Annotated in this window: 22 protein-coding genes; 6 read left to right on the forward strand and 16 right to left on the reverse strand. The window is 70.4% G+C overall.

Annotated features, from left to right (window positions below; all coding sequences use genetic code 11):
- Window positions 1-80 precede the first annotated feature (80 nt).
- From ACQP2T_RS23675 to ACQP2T_RS23715, 9 genes are all read right to left on the reverse strand, one after another.
- Complete coding sequence (locus ACQP2T_RS23675; RefSeq protein ID WP_433518271.1) at window positions 81-1,397, reverse strand: aminopeptidase P family protein; 1,317 nt, start codon at window positions 1,395-1,397, stop codon at window positions 81-83.
- On the reverse strand, window positions 1,390-2,673 hold the full coding sequence (locus ACQP2T_RS23680) for an alpha/beta fold hydrolase (RefSeq protein ID WP_433518272.1): 1,284 nt from the start codon (window positions 2,671-2,673) through the stop codon (window positions 1,390-1,392). Before ACQP2T_RS23680 ends, ACQP2T_RS23675 begins: the two co-directional genes overlap by 8 nt.
- Window positions 2,670-3,494: an ABC transporter ATP-binding protein gene (locus ACQP2T_RS23685; protein WP_433518273.1), complete on the reverse strand. Its 825-nt coding sequence runs from the start codon at window positions 3,492-3,494 to the stop codon at window positions 2,670-2,672. Before ACQP2T_RS23685 ends, ACQP2T_RS23680 begins: the two co-directional genes overlap by 4 nt.
- Window positions 3,491-4,303 carry an ABC transporter ATP-binding protein gene (locus tag ACQP2T_RS23690; protein ID WP_433518274.1) on the reverse strand — a complete coding sequence of 271 codons (813 nt, stop codon included), beginning with the start codon at window positions 4,301-4,303 and terminating at the stop codon, window positions 3,491-3,493. Before ACQP2T_RS23690 ends, ACQP2T_RS23685 begins: the two co-directional genes overlap by 4 nt.
- Complete coding sequence (locus ACQP2T_RS23695) at window positions 4,300-5,295, reverse strand: ABC transporter permease (protein ID WP_433518275.1); 996 nt, start codon at window positions 5,293-5,295, stop codon at window positions 4,300-4,302. Before ACQP2T_RS23695 ends, ACQP2T_RS23690 begins: the two co-directional genes overlap by 4 nt.
- Window positions 5,295-6,230, reverse strand: a complete 936-nt coding sequence (locus tag ACQP2T_RS23700) for an ABC transporter permease (protein ID WP_433518276.1) — start codon at window positions 6,228-6,230, stop codon at window positions 5,295-5,297. The genes ACQP2T_RS23695 and ACQP2T_RS23700 overlap by 1 nt, the downstream gene beginning before the upstream one ends.
- Before the next feature lie 3 nt (window positions 6,231-6,233).
- Window positions 6,234-7,925 (reverse strand): ABC transporter substrate-binding protein, encoded by a 1,692-nt coding sequence (locus ACQP2T_RS23705; RefSeq protein ID WP_433518277.1) that lies wholly within the window; start codon window positions 7,923-7,925, stop codon window positions 6,234-6,236.
- Between the two features lie 36 nt (window positions 7,926-7,961).
- Window positions 7,962-9,836: a glycoside hydrolase family 127 protein gene (locus tag ACQP2T_RS23710; RefSeq protein ID WP_433518278.1), complete on the reverse strand. Its 1,875-nt coding sequence runs from the start codon at window positions 9,834-9,836 to the stop codon at window positions 7,962-7,964.
- A 105-nt stretch (window positions 9,837-9,941) separates the two neighbouring features.
- Complete coding sequence (locus tag ACQP2T_RS23715) at window positions 9,942-11,168, reverse strand: alpha-hydroxy acid oxidase (protein ID WP_433518279.1); 1,227 nt, start codon at window positions 11,166-11,168, stop codon at window positions 9,942-9,944.
- A 138-nt stretch (window positions 11,169-11,306) separates the two neighbouring features.
- On the opposite strand from ACQP2T_RS23715, the gene ACQP2T_RS23720 reads away from it, so the two are divergent.
- The gene (locus tag ACQP2T_RS23720) at window positions 11,307-11,942 is read left to right on the forward strand and encodes an HD domain-containing protein (RefSeq protein WP_433518280.1); all 636 of its coding nucleotides are present in this window, start codon (window positions 11,307-11,309) and stop codon (window positions 11,940-11,942) included.
- On the opposite strand, the gene ACQP2T_RS23725 is transcribed toward ACQP2T_RS23720, so the two are convergent.
- The 4 genes from ACQP2T_RS23725 to ACQP2T_RS23740 all read right to left on the reverse strand — a co-directional run bounded on the left by ACQP2T_RS23725 (window position 11,892) and on the right by ACQP2T_RS23740 (window position 14,457).
- A complete protein-coding gene (locus tag ACQP2T_RS23725) occupies window positions 11,892-12,155 on the reverse strand; it encodes a DUF4031 domain-containing protein (RefSeq protein WP_357955629.1) in 264 nt (87 codons plus the stop codon). The two genes, ACQP2T_RS23720 and ACQP2T_RS23725, sit on opposite strands and share 51 nt — an antisense overlap.
- Complete coding sequence (locus ACQP2T_RS23730; RefSeq protein ID WP_433518281.1) at window positions 12,152-12,904, reverse strand: HAD family hydrolase; 753 nt, start codon at window positions 12,902-12,904, stop codon at window positions 12,152-12,154. The genes ACQP2T_RS23725 and ACQP2T_RS23730 overlap by 4 nt, the downstream gene beginning before the upstream one ends.
- Window positions 12,905-12,922: 18 nt before the next feature.
- Window positions 12,923-14,092 carry a cytochrome P450 gene (locus tag ACQP2T_RS23735; RefSeq protein ID WP_433518282.1) on the reverse strand — a complete coding sequence of 390 codons (1,170 nt, stop codon included), beginning with the start codon at window positions 14,090-14,092 and terminating at the stop codon, window positions 12,923-12,925.
- A gap of 89 nt (window positions 14,093-14,181) precedes the next feature.
- Window positions 14,182-14,457, reverse strand: a complete 276-nt coding sequence (locus ACQP2T_RS23740; protein ID WP_357955621.1) for a hypothetical protein — start codon at window positions 14,455-14,457, stop codon at window positions 14,182-14,184.
- A gap of 188 nt (window positions 14,458-14,645) precedes the next feature.
- Here ACQP2T_RS23740 and ACQP2T_RS23745 point away from each other — a divergent pair, with 188 nt between their 5' ends.
- Window positions 14,646-15,890 carry a hypothetical protein gene (locus tag ACQP2T_RS23745; RefSeq protein ID WP_433518283.1) on the forward strand — a complete coding sequence of 415 codons (1,245 nt, stop codon included), beginning with the start codon at window positions 14,646-14,648 and terminating at the stop codon, window positions 15,888-15,890.
- Window positions 15,891-15,904: 14 nt separating this feature from the next.
- Window positions 15,905-16,588 (forward strand): DUF2786 domain-containing protein, encoded by a 684-nt coding sequence (locus tag ACQP2T_RS23750; RefSeq protein ID WP_364003558.1) that lies wholly within the window; start codon window positions 15,905-15,907, stop codon window positions 16,586-16,588.
- Window positions 16,589-16,590: 2 nt separating this feature from the next.
- On the opposite strand, the gene pgm is transcribed toward ACQP2T_RS23750, so the two are convergent.
- Complete coding sequence (pgm, locus tag ACQP2T_RS23755) at window positions 16,591-18,228, reverse strand: phosphoglucomutase (alpha-D-glucose-1,6-bisphosphate-dependent) (protein WP_433518284.1); 1,638 nt, start codon at window positions 18,226-18,228, stop codon at window positions 16,591-16,593.
- Between the two features lie 76 nt (window positions 18,229-18,304).
- Here pgm and ACQP2T_RS23760 point away from each other — a divergent pair, with 76 nt between their 5' ends.
- The 3 genes from ACQP2T_RS23760 to thrS all read left to right on the forward strand — a co-directional run bounded on the left by ACQP2T_RS23760 (window position 18,305) and on the right by thrS (window position 21,897).
- Window positions 18,305-19,198, forward strand: a complete 894-nt coding sequence (locus tag ACQP2T_RS23760) for an LLM class F420-dependent oxidoreductase (RefSeq protein ID WP_433518285.1) — start codon at window positions 18,305-18,307, stop codon at window positions 19,196-19,198.
- 98 nt (window positions 19,199-19,296) lie between these two features.
- A complete protein-coding gene (locus ACQP2T_RS23765; RefSeq protein ID WP_433518286.1) occupies window positions 19,297-19,893 on the forward strand; it encodes a glycoside hydrolase family 25 protein in 597 nt (198 codons plus the stop codon).
- A 42-nt stretch (window positions 19,894-19,935) separates the two neighbouring features.
- A complete protein-coding gene (thrS, locus tag ACQP2T_RS23770; protein ID WP_433518287.1) occupies window positions 19,936-21,897 on the forward strand; it encodes a threonine--tRNA ligase in 1,962 nt (653 codons plus the stop codon).
- A 203-nt stretch (window positions 21,898-22,100) separates the two neighbouring features.
- Here thrS and ACQP2T_RS23775 read toward each other — a convergent pair whose 3' ends face one another.
- Together ACQP2T_RS23775 and ACQP2T_RS23780 are read right to left on the reverse strand one after the other, a co-directional pair.
- On the reverse strand, window positions 22,101-22,304 hold the full coding sequence (locus ACQP2T_RS23775; RefSeq protein WP_433518288.1) for a TM2 domain-containing protein: 204 nt from the start codon (window positions 22,302-22,304) through the stop codon (window positions 22,101-22,103).
- An 818-nt stretch (window positions 22,305-23,122) separates the two neighbouring features.
- Window positions 23,123-24,541 carry a P1 family peptidase gene (locus ACQP2T_RS23780; protein ID WP_433518289.1) on the reverse strand — a complete coding sequence of 473 codons (1,419 nt, stop codon included), beginning with the start codon at window positions 24,539-24,541 and terminating at the stop codon, window positions 23,123-23,125.
- Between the last annotated feature and the right edge of the window lie 44 nt (window positions 24,542-24,585).

Raw genomic sequence — 24,585 nt, forward strand, 5'->3', positions numbered from 1 at the left:
GAAAGCGATCATTATCGGCGAATGACACGATCGGGCGCCGGATTTTCCGGGTTTTCGGGGTGATCAGCCGTTTTTTGTGATCAGCGGCGCATCCAGTCCTCCAGGCCGCTCGCCGACAGGGGGAGCTCGGCCGAGAGCACCTCCATGCCCTCCGCCGTCACCAGCAGGTCGTCCTCGATGCGCGCGCCGATCCCGCGCAGCTCGGGCGGCACGGTCAGGTCGTGGGCGTGGAAGTACAGGCCGGGCTCCACGGTGAACACCATGCCCGGCTCGATGAGCGCCCCCTGATACGCCTCGGGCGCGGCCTTGGCGCAGTCGTGCACGTCCAGGCCGAGGTGGTGGCCGATGCCGCAGATCAGGTACCGGCGGTGGTGCTGGCCGCGCTCCGACAGCGCCTCGTCCACCGAGACGGGCAGCATCCCCCAGTCGTCCAGCCCGCGCGCGATGACCTCCATCGCGGCGTGGTGGAAGTCGGTGAACCGGCGGCCGGGCGCCACCTGCGCCAGCGCCGCCCGGTGCGCCCGCTCCACCAGGTCGTGCACCTGGCGCTGGGCGGGGGAGAAGGCGCCGGAGGCGGGGAAGGTGCGGGTGACGTCCGCGGTGTAGTGGCTGCGTACCTCCACGCCCATGTCGAGCAGCAGCAGCTCGTCCGGCAGCACCGGGCCGTCGCAGCGCACCCAGTGCAGGGTCGGGGCGTGCGGGCCGCTGCCCACGATCGAGGCGTAGCCGGGGCCGTTGCCGTACGCCCTGGCGTACCGGTCGAAGGTGCCCTGCAGCCAGCGCTCACCCGGCCCGGCCACGGCGGTGGGGATCTCGGCGAGTACGGCGGCGAACCCCTCGACCGTCCGGTCCACGGCCTCCCGCAGCTGGCCGATCTCCCAGTCGTCCTTGATCATGCGTAGCTCGGCCAGCACCCGGGCGATCTCGTCGTCGGTGGAGACCGTGCCGTCGAAGTCGGTCAGCGGCCTGACCGGCACGCCCAGCGCCGCCGACCACTCGGCCAGTCCGGGGGCGGCGCCCACCCACAGCTCACCGTGGGCGGCGTCGGCGAAGAAGCCCGGCTCGCCGGGATAGGCGGGGACGGGCAGGTACACGACCGCGTCGCCGTCCCTGATCACCGCCACGGCGTCCTCGGCCACGCAGCCGGTCAGCCAGTAGAAGTCGCTGCCGGGACGGAAGTCGTAGGAGGTGTCGTTGCTGCGTACCGGCGCCTGGCCCGCCGCCACCACGACGGTCCGGCCGGGGAGCGCGGCGCCGAGCCGGGCCCGGTGGGCGGCGGCGGCCTCGGCGGCGCCGGGGACCACGGTCGGGGTGCGGTCGGGGATGTCCCAGCCCTTGCCGATGTAGTCAGTGAACGCGGGAATGTCCAGCAGTTTCGGGGGCCTGCCGTCAGTCACCTGTGATGCCTCCTCCGATGTCACGCACCAGTGCGGTCAGCCGGGCGAAGACACGCTCCTCGCCCAGGCCGTCGTGCTCGTACTCGTTGGTGACCCACGCCTGGGCGTTGCCGATTCGAGCGGCGGTGTCCAGTTGCAGGCCGGAATCTACGTACATGTCGTCGTAATACACGGCGGCGGCCAGCGGAACCTCGTTGGCGGCCAGGCGTACCGGGTCATAGAGCGGCGGCCAGTCCGCCCGCTCGGCCAGCAGCTCCACGGCCGCGCGGAACGGGCGCAACGCCCGGATCTCCGCGAACATCCAGGGGTACATCATCTCCCCGGTGAACAGCAGCGGCCGGGCCGACTCGGCGAAGGCCGGATGGCGGGCCCGCTCTTGCTCGGCGGCCCAGCCGGTCGCTCCGGGGCCGGAGCCGTAGATGCTCTCCTGGAGCGCGGCGAACAGCGGGTTGTCGCTGTAGGAGGAGCGGGCCAGCACCTGGTGCAGGAAGGTGTCCGTCACGTGCTCGCCGTCGAGTGCCTCGTCGAGCAGCCAGTGCATGCGCTCGTAGCCCGGCTTCATGCCGAAGTCGATGCCGAGCGACTGCAGTCGCCGTACCGTGAGCACGTCGCCGTCGGGCAGCCGGACGTCCTGCGCGGCCAGCCGGTCGGCCAGGCGGCCCACGGTCTCCACGTGGTGCGGGTAGCGGCGGTAGAACTCGGCGTTCTTGGCCGCGACGCGGGGATAGGTGCGCCGGTAGACCTCCGCCGCGTCCGGGTTCAGGCCGGGCAGCCCTCCGGTGACGTAGCAGGCGCGCAGCCCTTGCGGAGCCCGCGACAGGTACGTCAGCGTGAGGAACCCGCCGTAGCTCTGGCCCAGCGTCTCCCAGCGACGGCCGCCGAAGACGGTCATCCGCAGGTGCTCGGCGTCGGCGACGATCGAGTCGGCGCGGAAGTGGGCGAGGTGGTCGGCGGCCTCTGGCGCGCTACCGAACGCGCTCATGACCCGCCCGTCGATCCGCGAGCTGCGACCGGTGCCGCGCTGGTCGAGCAGGATCACCCGGTGCGTCTTGAGCGCCTGGCCGAGCCAGCCGTTCACGCCGATCGGGCGCGGGCCCTTGCCGCCAGGACCGCCCTGCAGGTAGAGCAGGCACGGCAGGTCCTCGGCCGCCCGCACCGGATCGGCCAGCTCCCGGGCGAACACCGTGATCGTGGCCCCATCGGGCGCGGACCAGTCGAGCGGCACCTCCACCACGTGGTCGCGCACGCGCATCCCGGGAATCGTGTACGTGCTCAACGAGGGCTCCCTTCACGGCGCCTGCGGTCCCATTCGGGGTTGATGCGGGGGATGGCGGCCAGGAGCGTACGGGTGTACGGGTCCTGGGGGTCGCCGAAGACGCTCTCGACCGGGCCCTGCTCGACGATCTTCCCCTTGCTCATGACCGCCACCCGATGGGCGATCTGCCGGACGACGGCCAGGTCGTGGGCGATGAAGATGTAGCTGAAGCCGCTCTCGGCCTGCAGCCGCCGCAGCAGCTCGATGACCTGGGCCTGCACGGAGACGTCCAGGGCGGACACCGCCTCGTCGCAGATGACCAGCTTGGGGTGCACGGCCAGCGCGCGGGCGATGCCGATCCGCTGGGCCTGGCCGCCGGAGAACTGCGCGGGGTAGCGCTGGGAGTGGTCCGGGTCGAGCCCGACCCGCTCCATCAGCTCCCTGGCGTGCGCCCGCTTCCCGCCCGTCGGGGGGATCCCCTGGTACACCAGGGGCGCCATCAGGATGCGCTCGACCGTGTGGCGGGGGTTGAGCGAGGAGAACGGGTCCTGGAAGACGACCTGCACGTTGGCGCGGTAGCGGGCCAGCGCGGCCCCCTTGGCGACGGTGATGTCCTCGCCCTCGAACTCCAGGGTGCCCGCGCTCGGCTCGATCAGCTTGGCCACCATGCGGGCGGTCGTCGACTTGCCGCTGCCCGACTCGCCCACCACGGCCAGCGTCTCGCCCGGCCGTACGTCGAAGCTGACGCCGTCGACGGCGACGAACTCGGCCTTGCCGCCCAGCGGCCCGCGGGTGACGAACCGCTTGGTCAGCTCGTTCGCCCTCAGCAGGGGCTCGCTCATGACATCACCTCGTCGATGGGGGAGTCGTCGATACGCGGCACGCTGTCCAGCAGCATGCGGGTGTAGTCGTGCCGCGGATCGGAGAAGACCTGCTCGGCGGTGTCGTACTCGACCTGCTCGCCCCGGCACATCACCAGGACGCGCGTGGCGATCGAGCTGATCACCGCGAGGTCGTGCGTGATGAACACCATCCCGGTGCCGCTCTCCCGCCGCAGGTCGGCGAGCAGGCGCAGGATCTGCGCCTGGACGGTCACGTCGAGCGCGGTGGTCGGCTCGTCGGCGATGAGCAGGGCGGGGGAGCAGACCAGCGCCATCGCGATCATGACGCGCTGCCGCTGCCCGCCGGAGAACTGGTGCGGGTAGTAGTCCACCCGCCGCTCCGGGTCGGGCAGGCCCACCTGCTCCAGCGCCTCGATCGCGACCTTGCGCGCCGCCTTGCGCGAGCGGCCCCGGTGGGCCCGGTAGACCTCCTCGATCTGCAGGCCCACGGTGTAGTACGGGTTCAGCGACGACAGCGGGTCCTGGAAGACCATCGAGATCCGGTCCCCCCGGATCCGGCGCATGTCCTTGTCGCTGCGGCCGAGCAGCTCGGTGCCGTCCAGCCGGATGCTGCCCCGGGTCACCGCCCCTCGGGGCAGCAGCCCCATGATCGCGAGGCTGGTCATCGACTTGCCCGAGCCGGACTCGCCGACGATGCCGACGGTCTCGTCGCTCCCGACGGTGAAGCAGACGTCCTTGACGACGTCCACCGGCCCCCGGGTGGTGGGGAAGGTGACGGTGAGGTCCTCCACGACAAGCAGGTCACTCATTTCGCGGTGATCCTCACTCTCGGGTCCAGCGTGGTGTAGACGAGATCGACCACCAGGTTGCCCACCACCACGAAGAACGCGGCGAGCAGCGTCACCGCCATGATCACCGGCTGGTCGTTCTTGGCGATCGAGTCGGCGGCCATCTTGCCCACCCCGTTGAGGCCGAAGACCGTCTCGGTGATGAGCGCGCCGCCCAGCAGGGCCGCGAAGTCCATGCCGAAGATGGTGGCGATCGGGGTCAGCGCGGGCCGCAGCGCGTGCCGCCGCATGGTGAGCATGGGCGGCAGGCCCTTGGCCCGCGCCGTGCGCATGAAGTTCTCCGCCAGCGTGTCGATCACGTTGGCCCTGGTCAGCCGCGCGTAGAGGCAGGCGTAGCCGGTGGCCAGCACGACCCAGGGCATCAGGTACGACTGGAACCACAGCAGCGGCCCGTCGGAGAAGGAGACCGCCGAGGGGAAGGGCAGGACCTGCAGCCACACCACCAGCACGTACTGCAGCGCCAGCGCCAGCACGTAGTTGGGGATGCTCGACCCGCCGAGGGCCAGCCCCATCGCGGTACGGTCCCACCAGGTGCCCTCCTTCACCGCGCTGACCAGCCCGGCCAGGATGCCGATCAGCAGCCAGAGCACCGCGGCGCCGATCGCGACGGTCGCGCTGACCGGCAGCCGGTCCACGACCATCTCCCAGACCGACTGATTGGTCTGGAAGCTGTAGCCCAGGCACGGGGCCGCGCAGTGGATCAGGTTGGCCCCGGAGCCGTAGTCCCGGCCGACGAAGATGGCCGCCAGGAACGTCCAGAACTGGGTGAAGAACGGCTTGTCAAGCCCGAGCACCCCGCGGATCTGGTCGATCCGCTCGGGCGTGCACGTCTTCCCGCAGATCATCAGCGCCGGATCCGGCGACAGCGTGAAGAAGATGATGAAGGTGAACAGGCAGACCAGGAACAGGATCACCACGATGCCGGCGAACCGCCCGGCGACATAACGCGCCATCAGGAGGCCTCCCCGGCGTCGAAGGCGGCACGCAGGCGGTCCCCGAGCACGGTCAGGGACAGCACGGTGCAGAACAGGAAGGCGCCGGGCACCGCGAAGTACATCGGGTCCACGGCGTACCAGCCCACGGAGCTGGAGATCATCTGCCCCCAGGACGGTGTCGGCGGGGCCACGCCGACGCCCAGGAACGACAGCCCCGCCTCGGTGCCGACGTAGCCGGGCACGGCCAGCGTGGTCATCACGATCAGCGAGCTGCGCAGGTTCGGCAGGATCTCCCTGAACACCAGGACGCCCGTCGAGGCGCCCGACACCCGGGCTGCCTCGACGAACTCCCTGTTCACCAGCGTCAGCGTCTGGCCGCGCACCACGCGGGCGAGGTAGGGCCAGCCGAAGACGCTGATCACCACCACCAGCAGCACCGACCGGTTGCCCGTCGGCAGCGAGGACAGGATCGCGATCATGAAGATGAGGGCGGGGAAGGCCATCAGGAAGTCCATGATCCGGGAGATCGCCTGATCGACCCAGCCCTGGTAGAAGCCGGCCAGCATGCCGAGCACCACCCCGAGCAGGGTGGTCAGCACGGTGGCCGCGGCCGCGATCAGCAGTGAGACGCGCGCGCCGTACGCGATGCGGGCCAGGATGTCGCGGCCGTTCTGCGGCTCCACACCGAGCAGGTGGTCGGCGCTGATCCCGCCCAGCGAGCCGCGCGGCAGCCCGCCGAGGTCGGTGTCGATGGCGGCGCTGTCGAAGTCGTTCGGCCCGTGGCCGGTGATCGCGGAGATCAGCGGCGCGCAGATCGCCATCAGCAGGATCAGCGCGAGGAAGGCCGTGCTGAGCACGGCCGCCCAGTCGTGCAGCAGCGCGCCGGCGACCCGCCGGGCCGAGGTGGCGGGCGCCACGGGGGCGCCCGCCGGTCGGAGGGTGGTGGTGGTCATCGGTTACTTGCCCGGCTTGGCCAGCCCGACGGAAACCAGGTCGATGCCCCCGGAGAAGGCGGCGGACTGGTACGCGCCGGCGATGTTGGCGCCAGAGACGATGACGTACTTCTCATAGGCCAGCGGCACGATCGGCGCCAGCTTCATGATCTCCTTGTCCAGCTCGCCGTAGGCGGCGTTCGCGGCCGTGACGTCGGGCATCGCGGCGATCTCGTCGATGCGCTTGTTGATCGCCTTGTCGTTGATCTGGGCGATGTTCTGGTTGCCCTTGGCGGTGATGTTGCGGCCGTCGAACAGCGGCGGCAGGAACGTCGCGCCGGACGCCCAGTCGGGGCACCAGCCGGTGACGGCGGCGTCGTGCTGCTGCGCGGGTGTGCCGATCACCTCGTAGAACGTCGAGGTGTCGATGTTGTTGATCTTGACGTCGATCTTCACCGCCTTGAGCGCCTCCTGGATGGCCACGGCGACCGCCGCCATCTTCGGGTCCGGCCGGGTGTCGAGGGTGAGGCTGAAGCCGTTGGCCAGGCCCGCCTCGGCGAGCAGCTTGCGGGCCGCCTCGGGGTCGGTGGGATAGGGGTCGTAGTCGACCCGGCCGACGACCGTCGGCGGCTGGATGGAGGTGCCCTTGGCCGCCAGGCTCGAACCGCCCATCCCGGCCACCACGGTGTCCTTGTTGATGGCGTAGTTGATCGCCTGGCGCACCCGCACGTCGTCGAGCGGCTTCTTGGTGGTGTTCAGGCCCATGTAGGTGGTGCAGCCGTTGAGCCCGCTCAGCGAGCGCGCCTTGAGCTGCGGAGTCTGCACCCGGGCCACGGTCGCCGCCTGGATCGTGCTCCCGACGGCGTCGGCGTCGGTGCCCTGTCCGGCCAGCATGCGCTCGTCGATGGTGGCCGCGTCCAGCCCGAACGTCCACTCCCAGGCGTCCGGCTTGGCCGACCTGACGGTGTCGGTCTCGGCCTTCCACTGCGGGTTGCGCACCAGCTTGAGCGAGGAGCCGCGGTTGTAACTGGCCACCTTGTACGGCCCCGACGCGATCGGCTTGGTGTCGAACGCGGCCGCGGCGCCGGTGCCCTTGGGGAAGGGGATGAAGTTGGCCATGGCCAGGGCACTGGGGAAGTCGGCGAAGGGCTTCTTGAGGTGGAAGACGATGGTCTTGGCGTCAGGGGTCTCGATCGTGTCGAGATCGCCGGAGACGTACGGGCCCTTGTAGTCCTTGGGCGCGTCGAGGAGCAGCTTGGCGTACGGGGAGCCGATCCCGGCCTCGGGGTCGAAGCCGCGCGTGACGCCGAACTTCACCGCCTCGCTGTTGATCGGCGTGCCGTCCTCGAAGAACAGGTTGTCCTTGAGGGTGAAGGTCCAGGTCTTGGCGCCGTCGGACGGCTTGCCCGTGTCGGTGGCGAGGTCGGGCACGATCTTCGTGCTCTCGGCGCCGGGGCCCGCGCCGAAGGTGGTCAGGTTCCGGTAGATGAGCCGGTAGAAGTTGTTGACGCCGCCGTCCCAGCCGCGGACGGGATCCAGGTGGGAGAAGTCCGCCTTTAGCAGGAAGTGCACGGTGCCACCGGTGGCGGGCTTCGCGGACGAGCCGGACGCGCCGGATCCGGTGGAGGTGGAGGGGGCGGCGCCGCCGCCCCCGCAGGCCGCGAGCGCCAGCATGGCACTCACCGCGACGCCCGAAAGCGCAGCCGATCTCCTCATGTCGCCTTCTTTCTGAATCAATCCATTGGGTGGGGGTCACGCATGGCGAACCCACACCCGCATGGCCTCGGGGCTACGGTTGCCCCACATGAAGTACGGGACGAAGGTCGGGGTGACCGTCGTCTCCGGGAACGCCCGCTCCTGCGGCAGCTCGGGGTAGAGCTCCGCGGACGGCGGCGGTGCCGTGGCCGCCTCCACCTGGAGGACGACCGCGCCTTCCGACCTGGCGATGTTGGCGTTAACAATGCGTGGTAGGACCAGGTCGTCGACGTCTACAGGGCAGTCCTGCTGTTCGACGCAGTACACCAGCGGGCCGCGCGCCAGGCTGGCCGCGCCCCGGGTGGCGTCGAGGTGGGGGTGCGAGCCGTGCGCCCTGACCGGCATCGGCAGGTTCAGGCGTACCTCGTCGCCCGCGCGCCAGATCCGCTCGACGCTCAGCCACCCGTCCCGCGCGGTGGCGTCGGCCGCCGCGCCGTTGACGGTGACCGTCACGTTCTTGGCCCAGCCCGGCACGCGCAGCATGATCGTGTACGGTCCGTCGGGCGCCCGGTCCAGGACCAGGCGCACGTCGCCGTCCCACGGGTAGTCGCTGTCCATCGTCAGCCCGAGCGCCTCGGTGTCGATCCTGGCCGCGGCGTAGGCGGCGATCAGCAGCGCGCCGTCGCGTTCGGCGGCCATGTGGTCGCCGAGCTGGGTCATCCAGCGCACGATGTTCGGCGGGCAGCAGGGGCAGGTGAACCACGGCCGGCGCAGCGGGTCGCCGCCGTCCTCCGCGCCGCTGCGCTGCTCGTGGTCGGGGCGGCGCTGGAGCGGGTTGTCATAGAAGAAGGCGGTGCCCTCGGCCGACAGCCCCACGGCGTAGGCGTTGTACTGGATCCGCTCGAACGCGTCGAGGTACTTGGCGCCGCCGGTGGCCAGGAACATCCGCCACGCCCACTGCATGGTGCCGATGGCCGCGCAGGTCTCGCTGTAGGCGCGTTCGGACGGCAGTTCGTACCGGTCGCCGATGGCCTCGTCGGAGTGGCGGCTGCCCAGTCCGCCGGTGACGTAGAGCTTGGTGGCCACCATGTCGTCCCACAGCCGCTCCAGCGCCTCCAGCAGGGAGCGGTCCCCCGTCTCGAGGTACACGTCGGCCGCGCCGGCTGCCAGGTAGGCCATGCGCACGGCGTGGCCGGTCACCGAGGGCAGGTCGCGGAAGGGCAGGTGGTCCTGGAAGTACTCGGCGGTGAAGATGCTGTGCTTCAGGTGCCCGTGGCCGCGCCGGTCGACGAACAGCCGGGCCTGGGTGAGATAGGCGCGCTCGCCCGTCTCCCTGAACAGCTCGACCAGCGCCATCTCCACTTCCGGATGACCGCAGACGGCCTCCTCGCGGCCCTCGCCGTAGCGGTCCACGACCAGGTCGGCGAACTTGACCGCCACCGCGAGCAGTCGCCTGTCGCCCAGGTGCCGGGCGGCGGCGACGGCGGCCTGGATGAGGTGGCCCAGGTTGTACAGCTCGTGCCCCCAGGCCAGGTCCTCCCACGGCTTCTTGGTGGCGGCCGGGTCCTGGAAGAAGGAGTTGAGGTAGCCGTCGTCCGCCTGGACCCGCTCCAGCAGCCCGACGACCTCCTCGTAGAACTCCCGTACGGGCTCGGCCGCGGTGCCCGTGGCCAGCTCGTACGCCAGCCCTTCGAGCGTCTTGTACAGGTCGGTGTCGAGGAACGGGTAGCGGCCCCGGTACGGGGGCGGGTCGTCCACCAGCAGGCGGCCGAGGTTGTCCACGTTCCCGGCGGCGCGCAGCCGCTCGATGGCGTGGGGGACCGTGGCCGTGCTGTTCCTGAGCTGCCAGGCATGCAGCAGGCCGCCCACGATGTGGACGGTGACCGGCCTGACGTGCTCGGACACCAGCTCTTCATCAGTAATGTGTGGCATTGCACTGAACGATAGGTGTCTGGCGGGTGGACTGCCAAGGGTTACGGCGAGGAATTCATTCGCCGTAACCAGACCGTAAACCGGAAAAGGGTTTGTCCGCGTTGCTTACCGCAGGCGTACGCAGTCGGGGTCGAGCCCCTCGACACCGCCCACACCCAGCAGTTGCAGGGTGCGGACCAGCTCGGCGCGCAGCATGGCCAGCACCCGGTCCACGCCGGGTTCACCGCCCGCCATCAGCCCGTACAGGTAGGCCCGGCCGACGAAGCAGGCCCGCGCGCCCAGCGCCACCGCGATGGCGATGTCCGCGCCGCTGCGTACCCCGCCGTCCAGGAACACCTCCGTGCGGTCGCCGACCGCGGCCACCACCTCGGGCAGCAGCTCCAGCGGGGTGGGGGCGCGGTCCAGCTGACGTCCGCCGTGGTTGGAGACGACCAGCCCGTCCACTCCCACGGCCGCCAGATCCTTGGCGTCGTCCACCCGCTGCACGCCCTTGACCAGCAGCCGGCCCGGCCAGACCGACCGGATCCACTCCAGGTCCCGCAGCGTCACCGTCGGATCGAACATCAGGTTCGTGATCCCCGCCAGGTCGTCCGGCGCGCCGTCGACCGTGGCGAAGCGCAGCGGCTCGCTGGTGATGAAGTCGAACCACCAGGCCGGCCGGCTCAGCGCCTGCAGGACGCCGCGCCAGCGCAGGGCGGGCGGCATCGTCATGCCGTGCCGCACGTCACGCAGCCGCGCCCCCGCCACCGGCACGTCCACGGTGACGACCAGCACGTCCATGCCCGCTTCACGGGCCCGGTCGAGCGTCTCCTGGCTGCGCGCGCGGTCGCGCACGACATAGAGCTGGAACCAGTTCCAGCCGTCCGGCGCCGCCGCCACCACCTCCTCGGGCGTCGTGGTCCCCATCGTGGACAGCGTGTACGGCACCTCCGCCCGCGCCGCCGCCCTGGCCACGGCCCGCTCGCCCTCGCGGTGCATCATCCGGGTGAACCCGGTGGGCGCGAGCACGACCGGCATCGAGATCCGCTTGCCGAGCACCTCCACCGCCGTGGGCGCCTCGGAGACGTCCCGCAGCACCCGCGGCCGCAGCTCGGCCCGCGCGAAGGCCGCCACCGACCTGGCCAGCGACCGCTCCGCCTCGGCCGCGCCGTCGACGTAGTCGAACACCACCCGTGGCGCGCGCCGCCAGGCCAGCCGCCGCATGTCCGCCAGATCGGCCACCGCCGCCAGCCGGCGCTCCCGCGACGGGAAGGGCCGCGGCCGGGGCGGGAGTACGGCACGCAGTTCCTGCCAACGGGGCAGGCGCCGGGGATCCCTTGCCGTCGGCTCCATGCCAAGAACGCTATCAAGCCGGTAAATTCCGGTATACAGCCCGCACACACGCGGCCCCGACGAGTGCGCACCCCGGGGTTGCGCCCGCCCGGCACCGCGCTCGTGAGTCGCCGGTTGGGGTGATCTACGGTGGTCTCCATGCGCGAGGATTGGCTCACCTTGGTGGCGGACTCTCCGGCGGCCAGGGCCACCGGAGCGGAGCTGGTCGCCCGCTGGGCCGAGCCGCACCGCCGCTACCACACACTCGCCCATCTCGCCGCCGTGCTCGCCGCCATCGACCGGCTCGCCGACGCCGCCGCCGACCGCGTCGCGGTACGGCTGGCCGCCTGGTTCCACGACGCCGTCTACGACGGGCGGCCGGGCTGGGACGAGGAGCGCAGCGCCCAGCTGGCCCAGTCGCGGCTGCCCCGCTGCGGCGTGCCCGCCGACCGGGTCGCCGAGGTGGCCAGGCTGGTACGGCTGACGGCCGCGCACGACACGCTGGCCGAGGGCGACCGCGACGGCGCCGTCCTGTGCGACGCGGACCTGGCGGTCCTGGGCGGTCCGGACTACGAGCCCTACACGGCGCACATCCGCCAGGAGTACGCGCACGTGCCCGACGAGCTCTTCCGCCAGGGGCGGGCCGCGGTGCTGCGCAGGCTCCTGGCCGTACCCCGGCTCTATCGCACCGACGAGGCGTACGAGCTGTGGGAGGAGCGCGCACGGGCCAACATGAGCGCCGAGCTAGTGGCGCTTGCGGCGGCGCAGGCCGCCGGCGATGAGGCGGCGCAGTAGCTCGCGCGAGCTGACCGCCTCCGCGCCCAGCTCCACGGCACGGGCGTGCACGGTCTCGGGCACGTCGTAGTGGTCCCGGTCGAAGGCCCGCTCCGGCACGCCGAGCCGGAGCGCGAAGGCGTGCAGCTCCTCCAGGGAGCTGTCGCTGACCAGGTGCGACCACATGAGGCCGCGCGGGCCCGGCCAGGCGGGGGGATCGATGAGGACCGTCACGACGTAAAGGGTAGGACCCTTCCGCGTACGGCCAGTTCGGCGAGGTCCTTCACCACCACGTCCGCGCCCTGCGCGCTCAGCTCGGTGGTCTCGCCGTGCCGGTCGACCGCGACGACGAGCCCGAAGCCACCCTTGCGGCCCGCCTCGATCCCCGGCAGGGTGGCCTCCACCAGGGCCGCCTTGGGCGCGGGCAGCGCCAGGCGGCGCACCGCCTCCAGGAACAGCGCGGGGTCCGGCTTGCCCGGCAGGTTCATCAGGGCCGCGTCGTTGCCGTCGACCAGCACGTCGAACAGGTGCAGCACACCCGCCGAGCCGACCAGCCGGCGGCCGTGCAGGCTGGCGGAGACGGCCGCCGTGCGCGCGCCCCGCTGGCGCAGCTCGTGCAGCAGCGCCACGGTCGAGGGGAAGGCGGCCACTCCATACTTGTCCACCTGCGACATGAACAGCCGGTCCTTGGCCAGGCCCAGGCCGTGCACGGTGGGCGCCCCCGCCTCGTCGTCGGCGGCGCCCTCCGGCAGCGTGATGCCGCGCGAGGCGAGGAAGGTACGGACGCCGTCCAGACGCGGACGGCCGTCGACGTGCCGCAGGTAGTCGTCGCGGATGTCGAAAGGCGCCGAGCGGCCGCGCAGGAACGCGTCGAAGACGTGCTTCCAGGCGGCCGCGTGCCCCCGAGCGGTGTCGGTGACCACGCCGTCGGTGTCGAACACGACGGCGCTGATCGCGGTCAGGTCGATGACGGGCTCGTTCACTCTGTGAACGTAACCGCTCTACCACGCTACGGGTAGCTTCTCCACGCCATAGACGATGGCGAGCTTTCTGAACGGCACCTCACCGGCCACCCGGAGCCCCGGGAAACGCCGCAGCAGCGCGGGGAAGGCGATCCGCATCTCCATCTGGGCCAGGGGCGCCCCGACGCAGCGGTGGATGCCGTGGCCGAAGGCCAGGTGCGAGCCCGTCGTCGGGCGCTCCGGCCGGACCTCCTCGATCCCCTCGCCGAGGTGGGGGTCGCGGTTGGCCGCCGTGAGCGAGCAGAGCACCATCTCGCCCTTCTTGATCGAGTGGCCGAACAGCTCCAGGTCCTCGCGGGCGAAGCGGGGGAAGGCCACCTGCACCACGGTCATGTAGCGCAGCAGCTCCTCGACCATCTGCTCGGCGTAGCGGTTGTCCTCGCGCACCCGGGCGGCCTGCTCGGGGTTCTCCAGCAGCCAGAGCGTGCCCAGCGCGAGCATGCTCGTGCTGGTGTCGTGGCCGCCGGTGAGCAGGCCGTCGGCCATGCTGGCCAGCGTCCGGTCGTCGAGGTCGTCGCCGTGCTCGCGCAGCAGCTCGCCGAGCAGGCCCTCGCCGGGGTTCAGCCGTTCGCGGGCGACCAGGTCCGTCAGGTACGCCATCGCGTCGTTGATCGCCTGAAGGGAGGCCTCGGGCCCGGCGGTGAGGTCGAAGCGGTTCGTGCTGATCTTCAGGAATTCGGACCGTTCCTCGTACGGCACACCCAGCAGCTCGCACACGACCAGAGAGGGGATCGGCAGCGCGAACGCCTCCACCAGATCGGCGGCCGACCCGTTGGCCGCCATCCGGTCCAGGCACTCCTCGACCAGGGCCTCGATGCGCGGCACCAGCCGGCGCAGGCGGTGCACGGTGAATTCCGGCGTCAGGTACTTGCGCAGTCTGGTGTGCTCAGGCGGATCGCGGAAGCCGAGGCCCCCCGGATCCTCCTGGTTGGTGCCCAGACCGATCACGTTGCCGAAGTCGTTGCTGAACCGCTCATGGTCGGCGAGCACGCTGCGCACGTCGTCGTAGCGGGTGACCAGGTAGACCGTCTGGTCTCCCGGGATCGACATCGGGAACACCGGCTGCTCGGTGCGGATGCGGCCGAGCTCGGCCACCGGGTCGAAGCCCTCGCGCATGAACTGGACGAGCGGGAACTCTGAGTCTGCCATCGAAATCCGTCCTGCTGGGATACATCACACTTTGTTGGGATAAATCCCTACATAGATGGTCCCATCCGCAGGACGCGATCTGGCCAGGCTCAGCCGAGCGCCGGCATGCTCGTGACCTCGTCCGGAGATGGGATCGACCGGTCGCGCGCCCGCACCGGAGGCTCGGGCAACAGGGCCTCCGCCATCAGTGACGGCGGCGCCGGTTTGGGCCGGCGTGGCTCGCGCACCCCGCCTTCTCCTCCGCCCGGTTCGTCGAACGGGAAATCCTCGTCGTCGGGGCCGTGCGGCTCGCCCGGACCGAACCCGGGCAGCCAGCTCGGAGCCCCACTGGGGAGAGCACGGCGTCTGCGCGATCGCTTGCTCACGAAGCCTCCTAGGCCGACCGGCTCCATTCTGCGTCACGACCTTCATGAACGCGAGGTCTCCTGTGCCGGGGGATGATTGTGGTAAACGTGGGCAAAGCGGGGCGGCAGAGGCCGTTTGGCGTACAGGTACGCCACATTCTGCGATGATCTCGCTATAAGCGGAGTTTGAGCCTCACGGATAGTGACTGATGCCCACCACATTCGAGGAAATAGCTGCCTACGTCGCCGACAAGCCGTTCGCCACCGCGGTCATAGCGCTGCTGGGCCTGGCCGGGCTGGTGCTCGCCTACCTGATACTCAGGGTCGCCTGGCGGGCCCTCTCCTTCGTCGTCGCGCGCTATATCGCCCCACGTCCCATCGAGGACGTCCTGACCGTCGTGGCCGCCTCCATCGCCACCGGTGTCTCCGCCCAGGGCATGTGGCGCTTCTCCGGTGACGTGCTCGGCCTCGACGGGCCGCTGCGGCTGCTGCTGTTCGCCTTCATCGAGGTCGCGATCATCACCTCGGCCGTACGGGCACGCCGCAACATGCGCGAGAACTTCTCCGCCGGCATCGACGGCATCGCCGTGTGGGCGCTGACCTGCCTGACCGCCGTACTGTCCAGCATGGACGCGCGCAGCGCGCCCGAAGCCCTCTTCCGGCTCGCCGCGCCGCTGGTCGCCGCCTGGCTGTGGGAGCGCGGCATGGCCATCGAGCGGCACCGCATCAGGGGCACCGGCCGCATCAACTGGCGCCTCACCCCCGAACGGTTTCTGGTCAGGGTGGGCCTGGCCGAGGTGAGCGACCGGACCGCGAGCGAGGTCGACGCACACCGCAGGCTCACCCGCGTCGCGCTGGCCGCCAAGCGGGCCAAGTCGCTGCGCGAGGGCGGCGCGTCCGAGCGCAAGGTGCGCGGCGCGCTGGCCAAGCTCGACAAGGCCATGGACCAGGCCGTCGAGCACACCGGGCTGGCCGTCGACCAGGGCCGCCAGGAGGCGCTGCTCGCCCAGATCGCCGCTCTGTACAACACCTCCGCCCTCATCGACGCCGACCCCCGCGTGCCCTGGGAGCCGGAGGCCGACCACCACCCCGTGCCGGCCCGCCCCGCCCTACCGCCCGCGCTGGTCGAGCTCGTCCAGGACGACGACGAGGACATCCAGGTGTTCGACACCACGCCGCAGGTCGTCGACACCGCCCAGCGGGCCGCGCTGATGCGCTCCGCCCGCGACTACTGGGACAGGCAGATCGCCAAGGGCATCGTGCCGCGCACGATCGACATCGCGCAGGAGATCGGCCTCTCACTGCCCGCCGCCCGCCAGTATCGTGCCCTGTGGAAGCTGGAGCCCGAGGCGCACGCGCTCATCGAGGCTCTGTACCAACAGCATGGCATCGTGGACACCGGCGCCTTCCCGGCCATCGCCGACGACGGGCGGATGCTGACCACCAAGTCCTGAGCCCGGGGGGCCGGTTGAGGGAGCGCACGCTCGAACGGGTCAGAAAGCTCCTGGCCAAGGCCGAACGTACCGACAACGAGCATGAGCGGGCCACGTTCATGGCGGCGGCGGCGTCGCTCATGGCCAAGTACGGCATCGACTCCCTCGATCCGGCCGATACCCGTCAGGCGCCGGGTGACCGGATCGTCACCCTGCCCAACCCGTGGGCGCGGGAGAAGGCGCGGCTCGTCAGCCTGGTCGCGCAGGCCCTGCGCTGCCGGCCGCTGCTCATCGGGCGCGGCGACGGCGGGCAGCGGGTGCACGTCTTCGGCTTCGCCGCCGACCTCGAACGGGCCGACGTACTGGCCACCTCGCTGCTGTTGCAGATGGCCACGGGACTGGCCCGGGTACGCCCGCCCGACACCGCGATCCGCGCCTACCGGCGATCGTGGCTGCTCGGGTTCACCGACGAGGTGTACCGGCTGCTGCGCGAGGCCGAGACACGGGCCGAGGAGCGGGCCCCCGCCGCGAGCACCGCGCTCGTACTGGCCGACCGGCGGGCGGAGGTGGAGCGGGTGGTGGCGGCGCACTACCCGCGCATCCGGCTCAGCGTGCCGCGCACCAGCGGGACCGGCTACCGGGCCGGCGTCGAGGCGGGCCGCCGCGCCGACCTGGGCCGCACCCGCGTGGACACCCAGCCCGGCCGCGAACTGACCTGACCTCAGCCCAGGGTGGCCGAGACCAGGGAGCGGGCCTCCTTCTGGACCTCGGCCAGGTGCTCGGGCCCCTGGAAGGACTCGGCGTAGATCTTGTACACGTCCTCGGTCCCCGACGGCCGGGCCGCGAACCAGGCGCTCTCGGTCGACACCTTCACCCCGCCCAGCGCCGCCCCATTGCCGGGTGCCGCCGTCAGCACCGAGGTGATGGGCTCGCCGGCCAGCGACGTCGCCGTGACCTGGTCGGCCGACAGCTTGCCCAGCACCGCCTTCTCCTCCCGCGTCGCGGGCGCGTCCACCCGGGCGTACGCCGGCTCGCCGTACCGGGAGGTGAGCTCCTTGTAGTGCTCGCTCGGCGAGCGCCCCGTGACCGCGAGGATCTCCGACGCCAGCAGCGCCATGATCACGCCGTCCTTGTCCGTCGTCCACACCGACCCGTCGCGGCGCAGGAACGAGGCCCCCGCGCTCTCCTCGCCGCCGAACCCGAGCGAGCCGTCCAGCAGCCCCGGCACGAACCACTTGAAGCCCACAGGCACCTCGTAGAGCCGCCGCCCGAGCGAGCCCGCCACGCGGTCGATGACGCTGCTGCTGACCATCGTCTTACCGATCCCGGCGCCCGCGGGCCAGCCCTCGCGGTGGGCGTAGAGGTAGGAGATCGCCACGGCCAGGTAGTGGTTGGGGTTCATCAGCCCGCCGTCGGGCGTGACGATGCCGTGCCGGTCGGCGTCGGCGTCGTTGCCGGTGGAGATCTGGTAGTCGCCGCTGTCGGCGATGAGCGAGGCCATGGCGTACGGCGACGAGCAGTCCATCCGGATCTTGCCGTCCCAGTCGAGCGTCATGAACCGCCAGGTCGGGTCCACCAGCGGGTTGACCACGGTCAGGTCCAGCCGGTGCCGCTCGGCGATCTCCCCCCAGTAGGCGACGCTGGCTCCACCGAGGGGGTCCGCGCCGATGCGTACCCCCGCCGACCTGATCGCGTCGAGGTCGAGCACCGAGGGCAGGTCGCCGACATAGGCGCCGACGAAGTCGTAGCGCCCGGTCGTGTCCGCCCGCAGAGCCTTCGTGTACGGAACGCGGAGGATGTTCTTCATCCCCCCGGCCAGCAGGCGGTTGGCCCGGTCCTGGATCCAGGTCGTGGCGTCGGTGTCGGCCGGGCCGCCGTGCGGCGGGTTGTACTTGAAGCCGCCGTCGGGCGGCGGGTTGTGCGACGGCGTGATCACCACCCCGTCCGCCAGCCCCGTGGACCGGCCGCGGTTGTAGGTGAGGATCGCGTGCGAGACGGCGGGCGTCGGCGTGTAGCCGTCGCGGCTGTCGATGAGGACCCGCACCCCGTTGGCCGCGAACACCTCCAGCGCCGACACCCGAGCGGGCTCCGAGAGCGCGTGGCTGTCGACGCCGAGGAACAGCGGCCCGTCCGTGCCCTGGGCGTGGCGGTACTCGCAGATCGCCTGGCTGGTGGCGAGGATGTGATCCTCGTTGAACGCCGTGTTCAGCGACGAGCCACGATGCCCGGAGGTGCCGAACGCCACCCGCTGCGCCACCTCGTCGGGATTGGGGTGGAGGGCGTAATAGGCGGTGACCAGCTTGGCCACGTCGACCAGGTCGGCGGGCTGGGCGGGCTGTCCGGCGCGTTCGTGGGTCATGAGGCCACTTTACGAGTGGCCGCTCAGAGAGGGTCGGCTAGACTCGCGTCAGTCACTAGAATGGAGTTCTGTTGCCATGCGTATCGGACTGCTCCTGAACGAATCTCAGGATCCGGACCCGCTGGGCGGGCTCCGCGACAAGCTCGCCAAGGCCGCCGACGAGGGCTTCGCCTCCGCGTGGCTCTCGCACATCTTCGGCCTCGACGCCCTCACCACGCTGGCAGTGGCGGGCAGCCAGGTGCCCGGCATCGAGCTCGGCACCGCCGTGGTGCCGACCTTCCCGCGTCACCCCCTCGCGCTCGCCCAGCAGGCCATGACGGTCAACGCGGCGGTACGCGGGCGGCTGTCGCTCGGCATCGGCCTGTCGCACCAGGTGGTCATCGAGAACATGTTCGGCTACAGCTTCGAGCGGCCGGGCCGGCACATGAAGGAATACCTGGAGATCCTGATGCCGGCCACGCGCGGCGAGCAGGTGGACTACGACGGCGAGACCCTCAAGGCCCACGCCCGGCTCACCACGCCGGGAGCGGGACTGCGCGTGCTGATCGCGGCTCTGGGCCCGCGCATGCTCAAGCTGGCCGGCACCGTCGCCGACGGCACCGTGCTCTGGATGACCGGCCCCAAGACGGTCGCCGAGCACGTCGCGCCCACCATCACCGCCGCCGCGAGCGAAGCCGGGCGGCCCGCGCCACGCGTGGTCTGCTCGCTGCCGATCAGCGTCACCGACGACGTCGAGGCCACCAGGGCCCGCGCCAACGAGATCTTCGCCATCTACGGCCAGCTGCCCTCCTACCGGGCCATGCTCGACCGGGAGGGCGCGGCCGCTCCCGGTGACGTGGCGATCGTCGGCGACGAGGACAGCGTGCGCGCCCAGCTCGACGGGCTGGCCAAGGCCGGGGTGACGGAGTTCGTGGCCTCCGAGTTCGCCCATCGGGAACGCACCAGGGCATTCCTCAAGACACTTCTCTGACCGGCCCTGAACGGCCCTGACCGGCTCTGATCAGCCTGACCGGCGCGTCGGTGGGGTGACCGGGAGGCATCCGAATAAACTCCCGCAAGGTGAAGCGCTTGCTGCATGGCATAGACGTGTCCAACTGGCAAGGTTCCGTCGACTGGACCGGCCACGCGGGAGCCGGGGTGGCCTTCGCCTTCGCCAAGGCCACCGAGGGCGGTGACTACACCGACGCGTACTTCGCCCGCAACTGGCAGGGCATGCGGGAGAGCTGGATCGTCTGCGGTGCCTACCACTTCGCCCGCCCGAAGGGCGACCCCGGCGAGCAGGCCCGCCACTTCCTGAACGCGGTCGGGGCGGCGGGCGGCTTTCGCCGCGGCGACCTCGTCGCGCTCGACCTGGAGAGCAACGACGGTGCCCGGCCCGAGCAGGTCGCCCAGTACGCCCGCCGCTGGTGCCGCTACGTCGAGCGGCACGGCGGCGTGCGCCCGTTCGTCTACACCTTCCCGTGGTTCGCCCGCGGAGGTCACTGCGCGGGGCTCGGTGACTATCCGCTGTGGATCGCCAACCCGGAGAAGCCCTGCGGCGAGCCGCTGGTGCCCGGTCCATGGGGAGAGTGGACGATTCACCAATACGCCAACAGCCCGCTGGATCGGAACGTCTTCCGCGGGAGCCGGGAAGACCTGACAAGGCTGGGGTTTCACCCGCGATAGCATCGGTGCTTACCACCAACAGTGCTATCCAAGGGAGTCACCGTGTCAGCCGAGCTACGCATCACCCTCGCCGGAGCCGAGCGTGTGGTCGCGGCCGGCACGACGGCCGGTGACGCGCTGGAGGCCGACGGCCGCACCGTCATCGCCGCCAGGGTCAACGGCGAGGCCCGCGACCTGGCCCACCAGGTCGCCGATGGCGACGTCGTCGAGCCGATCGAGGTCTCCAGCGACGAGGGCCGGGCCATCGTCCGCCACTCCACCGCCCACGTCATGGCGCAGGCGGTGCAGGAGCTGTTCCCCGGGGCCAAGCTGGGCATCGGGCCGCCCGTCGAAAACGGCTTCTACTACGACTTCGACGTCGAGCAGGCGTTCCACCCCGACGATCTCAAGCGCGTCGAGAAGCGCATGCGCGAGATCGTCAAGCAGGGGCAGCTGTTCTCCCGCCGGGCCGTCTCCGACGACGAGGCCCGCGAGGAGCTGGCCGGGGAGCCGTACAAACTCGAGCTCATCGGCCTCAAGGGCGGCTCGCTCGAGGAGGAGAGCGTCGAGGTCGGCGCGGGTCAGCTGACCATCTACGACAACCTCGACCCCAAGACCGGCGAGCTGTGCTGGAAGGACCTCTGCCGCGGCCCGCACGTGCCGTCCACCAGGTCCATCCCGGCCTTCAAGCTCATGCGCTCCGGTGGCGCCTACTGGCGGGGCAGCGAGAAGAACCCGCAGTTGCAGCGCATCTACGGCACCGCGTGGGAGTCGCGCGACAAGCAGGACGACTACCTCAAGATGCTGGAGGAGGCCGAGAAGCGCGACCACCGCAAGCTGGGCGCCGAGCTCGACCTGTTCTCCTTCCCCGACGAGCTGGGCTCCGGCCTGGCGGTCTTCCACCCCAAGGGCGGCGTGATCCGCCGGGTGATGGAGGACTACTCGCGGCGCAAGCACGAGGAGGCGGGCTACGAGTTCGTCAACACGCCGCACATCACCAAGGAGAAGCTGTACCAGGTCTCGGGCCACCTCGACTGGTACCGCGACGGGATGTTCCCGCCCATGGAGCTCGAGGGCGCGCGCTACTACCTCAAGCCGATGAACTGCCCGATGCACAACCTGATCTTCCGGGCGCGCGGGCGGTCCTACCGCGAGCTGCCGCTGCGGCTGTTCGAGTTCGGCACCGTCTACCGCTACGAGAAGTCAGGCGTCGTCCACGGCCTGACCCGGGTGCGCGGCCTGACCCAGGACGACGCCCACATCTACTGCACCCGCGAGGAGATGCGCGACGAGCTGGCCTCGCTGCTGCGCTTCGTCCTCGACCTGCTGCGTGACTACGGGCTCGACGACTTCTACCTGGAGCTGTCCACCAAGGATCCGGAGAAGTTCGTCGGCTCCGACGACGCGTGGGAGGAGGCGACCGAGACGCTGCGCGAGGTCGCCGAGTCCGAACACCTGGAGCTCGTGCTCGACCCGGGCGGCGCGGCCTTCTACGGGCCGAAGATCTCCGTGCAGGTACGCGACGCCATCGGCCGCACCTGGCAGATGTCGACGATCCAGCTCGACTTCAACCTGCCCGAGCTGTTCGAGCTCGAATACCAGGCGGCCGACGGCACCCGCAAGCAGCCCGTCATGATCCACCGGGCGCTGTTCGGGTCGATCGAGCGCTTCTTCGGCGTGATGGTCGAGCACTACGCGGGCGCCTTCCCTCCGTGGCTGGCCCCCGTGCAGGTCGTCGGCATCCCGATCGCCGACGCGCACATCCCCTACCTCCAGGACGTGGCCAAGAAGCTGCGCGAGCGCGGCATCAGGATCGAGGTCGACACGGCCGACGACCGGATGCAGAAGAAGATCCGCAACGCCCAGAAGTCGAAGGTCCCGTTCATGCTGCTGGCCGGTGACGACGACATCGCCAACGGGGCGGTCTCGTTCCGCTACCGCAGTGGCGAGCAGAAGAACGGCGTGCCCGTGGAGGAGGCGATCGCCGAGATCGTCAACGCTGTGGAGCGTCGCATCCAGGTCTGACTTTTCAGCATTTGAAGGGGTACGGCGGAATTCCGCCGTACCCCTTCGTGCGTTCTGCGACCTGATGCTTTTCGGCGACGCCGTCGGCCGCCACTTCAGGCGCTAAACCCGTTTTGCAGGTGCTAAACCCGTTTTGTTCAGGCGCTAAACCCGTTTTGTCGTTCTGTTTGGCGCCATGTAGCGTTATTGGGTGCTATTTTGTGCTATTTGGCTAGGGGCTGGCCCTGCTTGTCGTTGAACTTCCCGACGAGGATCATGATGAAGTCGATCAGCACCCAGACGCCCAGCCCACCGAGGGTGATGAGCTGGAGGATGCCGGTGCCGATCTTGCCGACGTAGAAGCGGTGGACGCCGAGCGCGCCCAGGAAGAAGCAGAGCAAGACGGCGACAATCCATGACTTGGGCATGAAAAGGTCCTTTTCGATGGGGGAGTTGGGCCGAGGGCCGGGCATATCAAGCCTGGTCGATTACCCTCCACGGGGATGCTCACCGCGGAGGACGTAATGCTAGCAACAGAAACCACCAGTCACCAACTTTTGACGATTTGTTAGACGACGCACCCCAAATCCGAAATATCCTCCATCGCGAAAATATCCCCCAAAGGTCGAAAGCGGGCAGCACCGCAACACGGCCACCTTCATGCCCGGCTGCCACGTCGGCACCGTCACCACACCAAGCGCCGGCGGCCGCACCCGCATCGAGCCGACGACTGCGTCGGTCATGTCGGAGGCGGCGTGGGCGACCCCCGCCTCACTTGCGGGCTCCTGGACCAGTTGGGCTGCCTCACCCAAGATCTCCTCAATGGTCGTCCGCGTGACCACCAGCCGCGGCGACTAATCCCGCTCGGCCTTACCGCGACTCCAGCCCGGCGATCTGCTCCGGGATCTCCTCGATCCGCTGCCCGGCCACAGTCTCCCGCCGCGCCAACTCCGCCGGCAACGAACCCACCGTCACCACCGCCTCACACGCCTGCGCCCACGGTGGAAAAATGGCACCTCGATCAAACAGTCACGACCATAAAAGCCCAGCTCGGACACTCACTGAGGACGAGCTGCACCCGTCGTCGATGCCTTCCACGCCTTCGGGCATCCGGATGTCGGTGATCACGGCGTCCGGCGGCCGGAGCGGGCAGGGGCGTGGCGGGGAATTGTCGGCTGTGCGCGAGTCCCGGCCGGCACGCTCTGAGCGTCGTGCCGGCCGGGTATGCGTCGCTCTCGGCCGGTGGCTACCCTCTGGCCCGGCGGCGACGGAGCACCAGTGTGCCGCCGAGGCCGGCCAGCCCGAGGGCGGCCAGCAGCCCGCCGGCGAGCAGGGGCCCGTCGTCGCCGGAGTAGGTCGTTTCGGACGCTACCGGCACGGCGGCGAACTCGGGTGCGGAAGCGTCGGGCTGCGTGACGTCCAGCGCGACGGGGAGGCCGTCCGTCCCCGTGCTACCCGGCAGTGCCGGGGTGCTGTCGAGCTTCCGCCCGCCGCCGACCAGCGACTCCCGGCTCATGTCCGGAGCCCTGCCCTGCTTGTCCTGCGCCAGGGGGGAGATCTTTTCGCATGCCGACGGATAGCGGTCGCAGTAGCTGGTGGCAGTACCGACGGTGCGCGCGGCCAGCATCGCGTGGCCGGCGGCCCGGGTGAGTGTGTCAGCGGCGGCGTTGAAGATTTCGTTGAGCTGGCGTGAGTCGGCCGGGTTGTTGACCCGCAACGGCGTGCCGGTGCCGGTCGACATGCCGAAGATCGTGTCGCCGTCCCCCAGGGTGTGAATCGGGCGGATCGCGCGGGCCAGCCCATCATGGGAGTTGCCGGCCATTCGTGCCGCAGCGGCCTTCTCCAGCGGCGCGTTCGTGGCCACCACCGCGATCGTGGTGTTCATCGGCACAGCGTCCGCCGCGGCGGCCGGGCGACATTCCTTGGCCTTCGGCGTCTTCAGGCCCCGGAACTCGTTGTTCAACTCGTACCGGGCGGCGTACAGCGAGCAGTCTCTCGGGTCCACCGGCGATCCGGCCGAGTTCACCACCACGATGGCCCCGACCATCACCCCGTTGCTGAGCACGACGCTGGCGCTGCCGACGCCGCCCTTCAGCCCGCCGGCGCGGGCGCCGGTGCCCCCGCCCACGACGCCCTGCCGGACCGGACCCTGGTAGGCGGCCTTGACGGCCTGGTAACCCCACTCGGGCGTTGTGCGGGCCTTGAAATCCCCGCCCCTTCCGAGGTCGAAGATGTCCGCGGCGGGGACGATCGGCGCGACTCCGGAGCCGATCGGGATGCCCTCTCCGCGCTCCTCGAGCCAGCGGATTATGCCGTCGGTGGCGGCCAGGCCGTACATGCTGCTGCCGCCGAGCATCACCGCGTTCACGCCGGGGTTGGAGTTCAGCGGGTCGAGCACGTCCGTCTGCTTGGTGGCCGGCGCGCCGCCGCGTTGGTCGACGCCGGTCACGGCCATTTTCGGGGCGTAGATCACGGTGGTGCCGGTGAGGTAGGGGGCCTGGGTGGACTGGACCTGGCCGACCTGGATGCCCGGCACGTCGGTGATCGCGTTGAACTGGCCGGGAAGGCCGGGGGTGTCGGCCGCCGAGGCGGATGCGGGCGCGCCGGAGGTGGTGGCGGTTAACGCCAGCGATCCGGCGAGCAGTGCGACGAGGCGTGACTTCATGGATCCCTCATTCCAGTGTGGTGCTGGGATACGGGCACCGCCGC

Source organism: Nonomuraea sp. CA-143628 (assembly GCF_050942315.1).
Classification (GTDB): Bacteria; Actinomycetota; Actinomycetes; order Streptosporangiales; family Streptosporangiaceae; genus Nonomuraea.

What these genes read in the sequence shown, in the direction of transcription:
- ACQP2T_RS23685 (WP_433518273.1), bottom strand. Translation starts at nt 3,494, where the DNA reads ATGAGCGAGCCCCTGCTGAGGGCGAACGAGCTGACCAAGCGGTTCGTC.
- ACQP2T_RS23690 (WP_433518274.1), bottom strand. Translation starts at nt 4,303, where the DNA reads ATGAGTGACCTGCTTGTCGTGGAGGACCTCACCGTCACCTTCCCCACC.
- ACQP2T_RS23695 (WP_433518275.1), bottom strand. Translation starts at nt 5,295, where the DNA reads ATGGCGCGTTATGTCGCCGGGCGGTTCGCCGGCATCGTGGTGATCCTG.
- ACQP2T_RS23700 (WP_433518276.1), bottom strand. Translation starts at nt 6,230, where the DNA reads ATGACCACCACCACCCTCCGACCGGCGGGCGCCCCCGTGGCGCCCGCC.
- ACQP2T_RS23705 (WP_433518277.1), bottom strand. Translation starts at nt 7,925, where the DNA reads ATGAGGAGATCGGCTGCGCTTTCGGGCGTCGCGGTGAGTGCCATGCTG.
- ACQP2T_RS23710 (WP_433518278.1), bottom strand. Translation starts at nt 9,836, where the DNA reads ATGCCACACATTACTGATGAAGAGCTGGTGTCCGAGCACGTCAGGCCG.
- ACQP2T_RS23715 (WP_433518279.1), bottom strand. Translation starts at nt 11,168, where the DNA reads ATGGAGCCGACGGCAAGGGATCCCCGGCGCCTGCCCCGTTGGCAGGAA.
- ACQP2T_RS23720 (WP_433518280.1), top strand. Translation starts at nt 11,307, where the DNA reads ATGCGCGAGGATTGGCTCACCTTGGTGGCGGACTCTCCGGCGGCCAGG.
- ACQP2T_RS23735 (WP_433518282.1), bottom strand. Translation starts at nt 14,092, where the DNA reads ATGGCAGACTCAGAGTTCCCGCTCGTCCAGTTCATGCGCGAGGGCTTC.
- ACQP2T_RS23745 (WP_433518283.1), top strand. Translation starts at nt 14,646, where the DNA reads ATGCCCACCACATTCGAGGAAATAGCTGCCTACGTCGCCGACAAGCCG.
- pgm (WP_433518284.1), bottom strand. Translation starts at nt 18,228, where the DNA reads ATGACCCACGAACGCGCCGGACAGCCCGCCCAGCCCGCCGACCTGGTC.
- ACQP2T_RS23760 (WP_433518285.1), top strand. Translation starts at nt 18,305, where the DNA reads ATGCGTATCGGACTGCTCCTGAACGAATCTCAGGATCCGGACCCGCTG.
- ACQP2T_RS23775 (WP_433518288.1), bottom strand. Translation starts at nt 22,304, where the DNA reads ATGCCCAAGTCATGGATTGTCGCCGTCTTGCTCTGCTTCTTCCTGGGC.
- ACQP2T_RS23780 (WP_433518289.1), bottom strand. Translation starts at nt 24,541, where the DNA reads ATGAAGTCACGCCTCGTCGCACTGCTCGCCGGATCGCTGGCGTTAACC.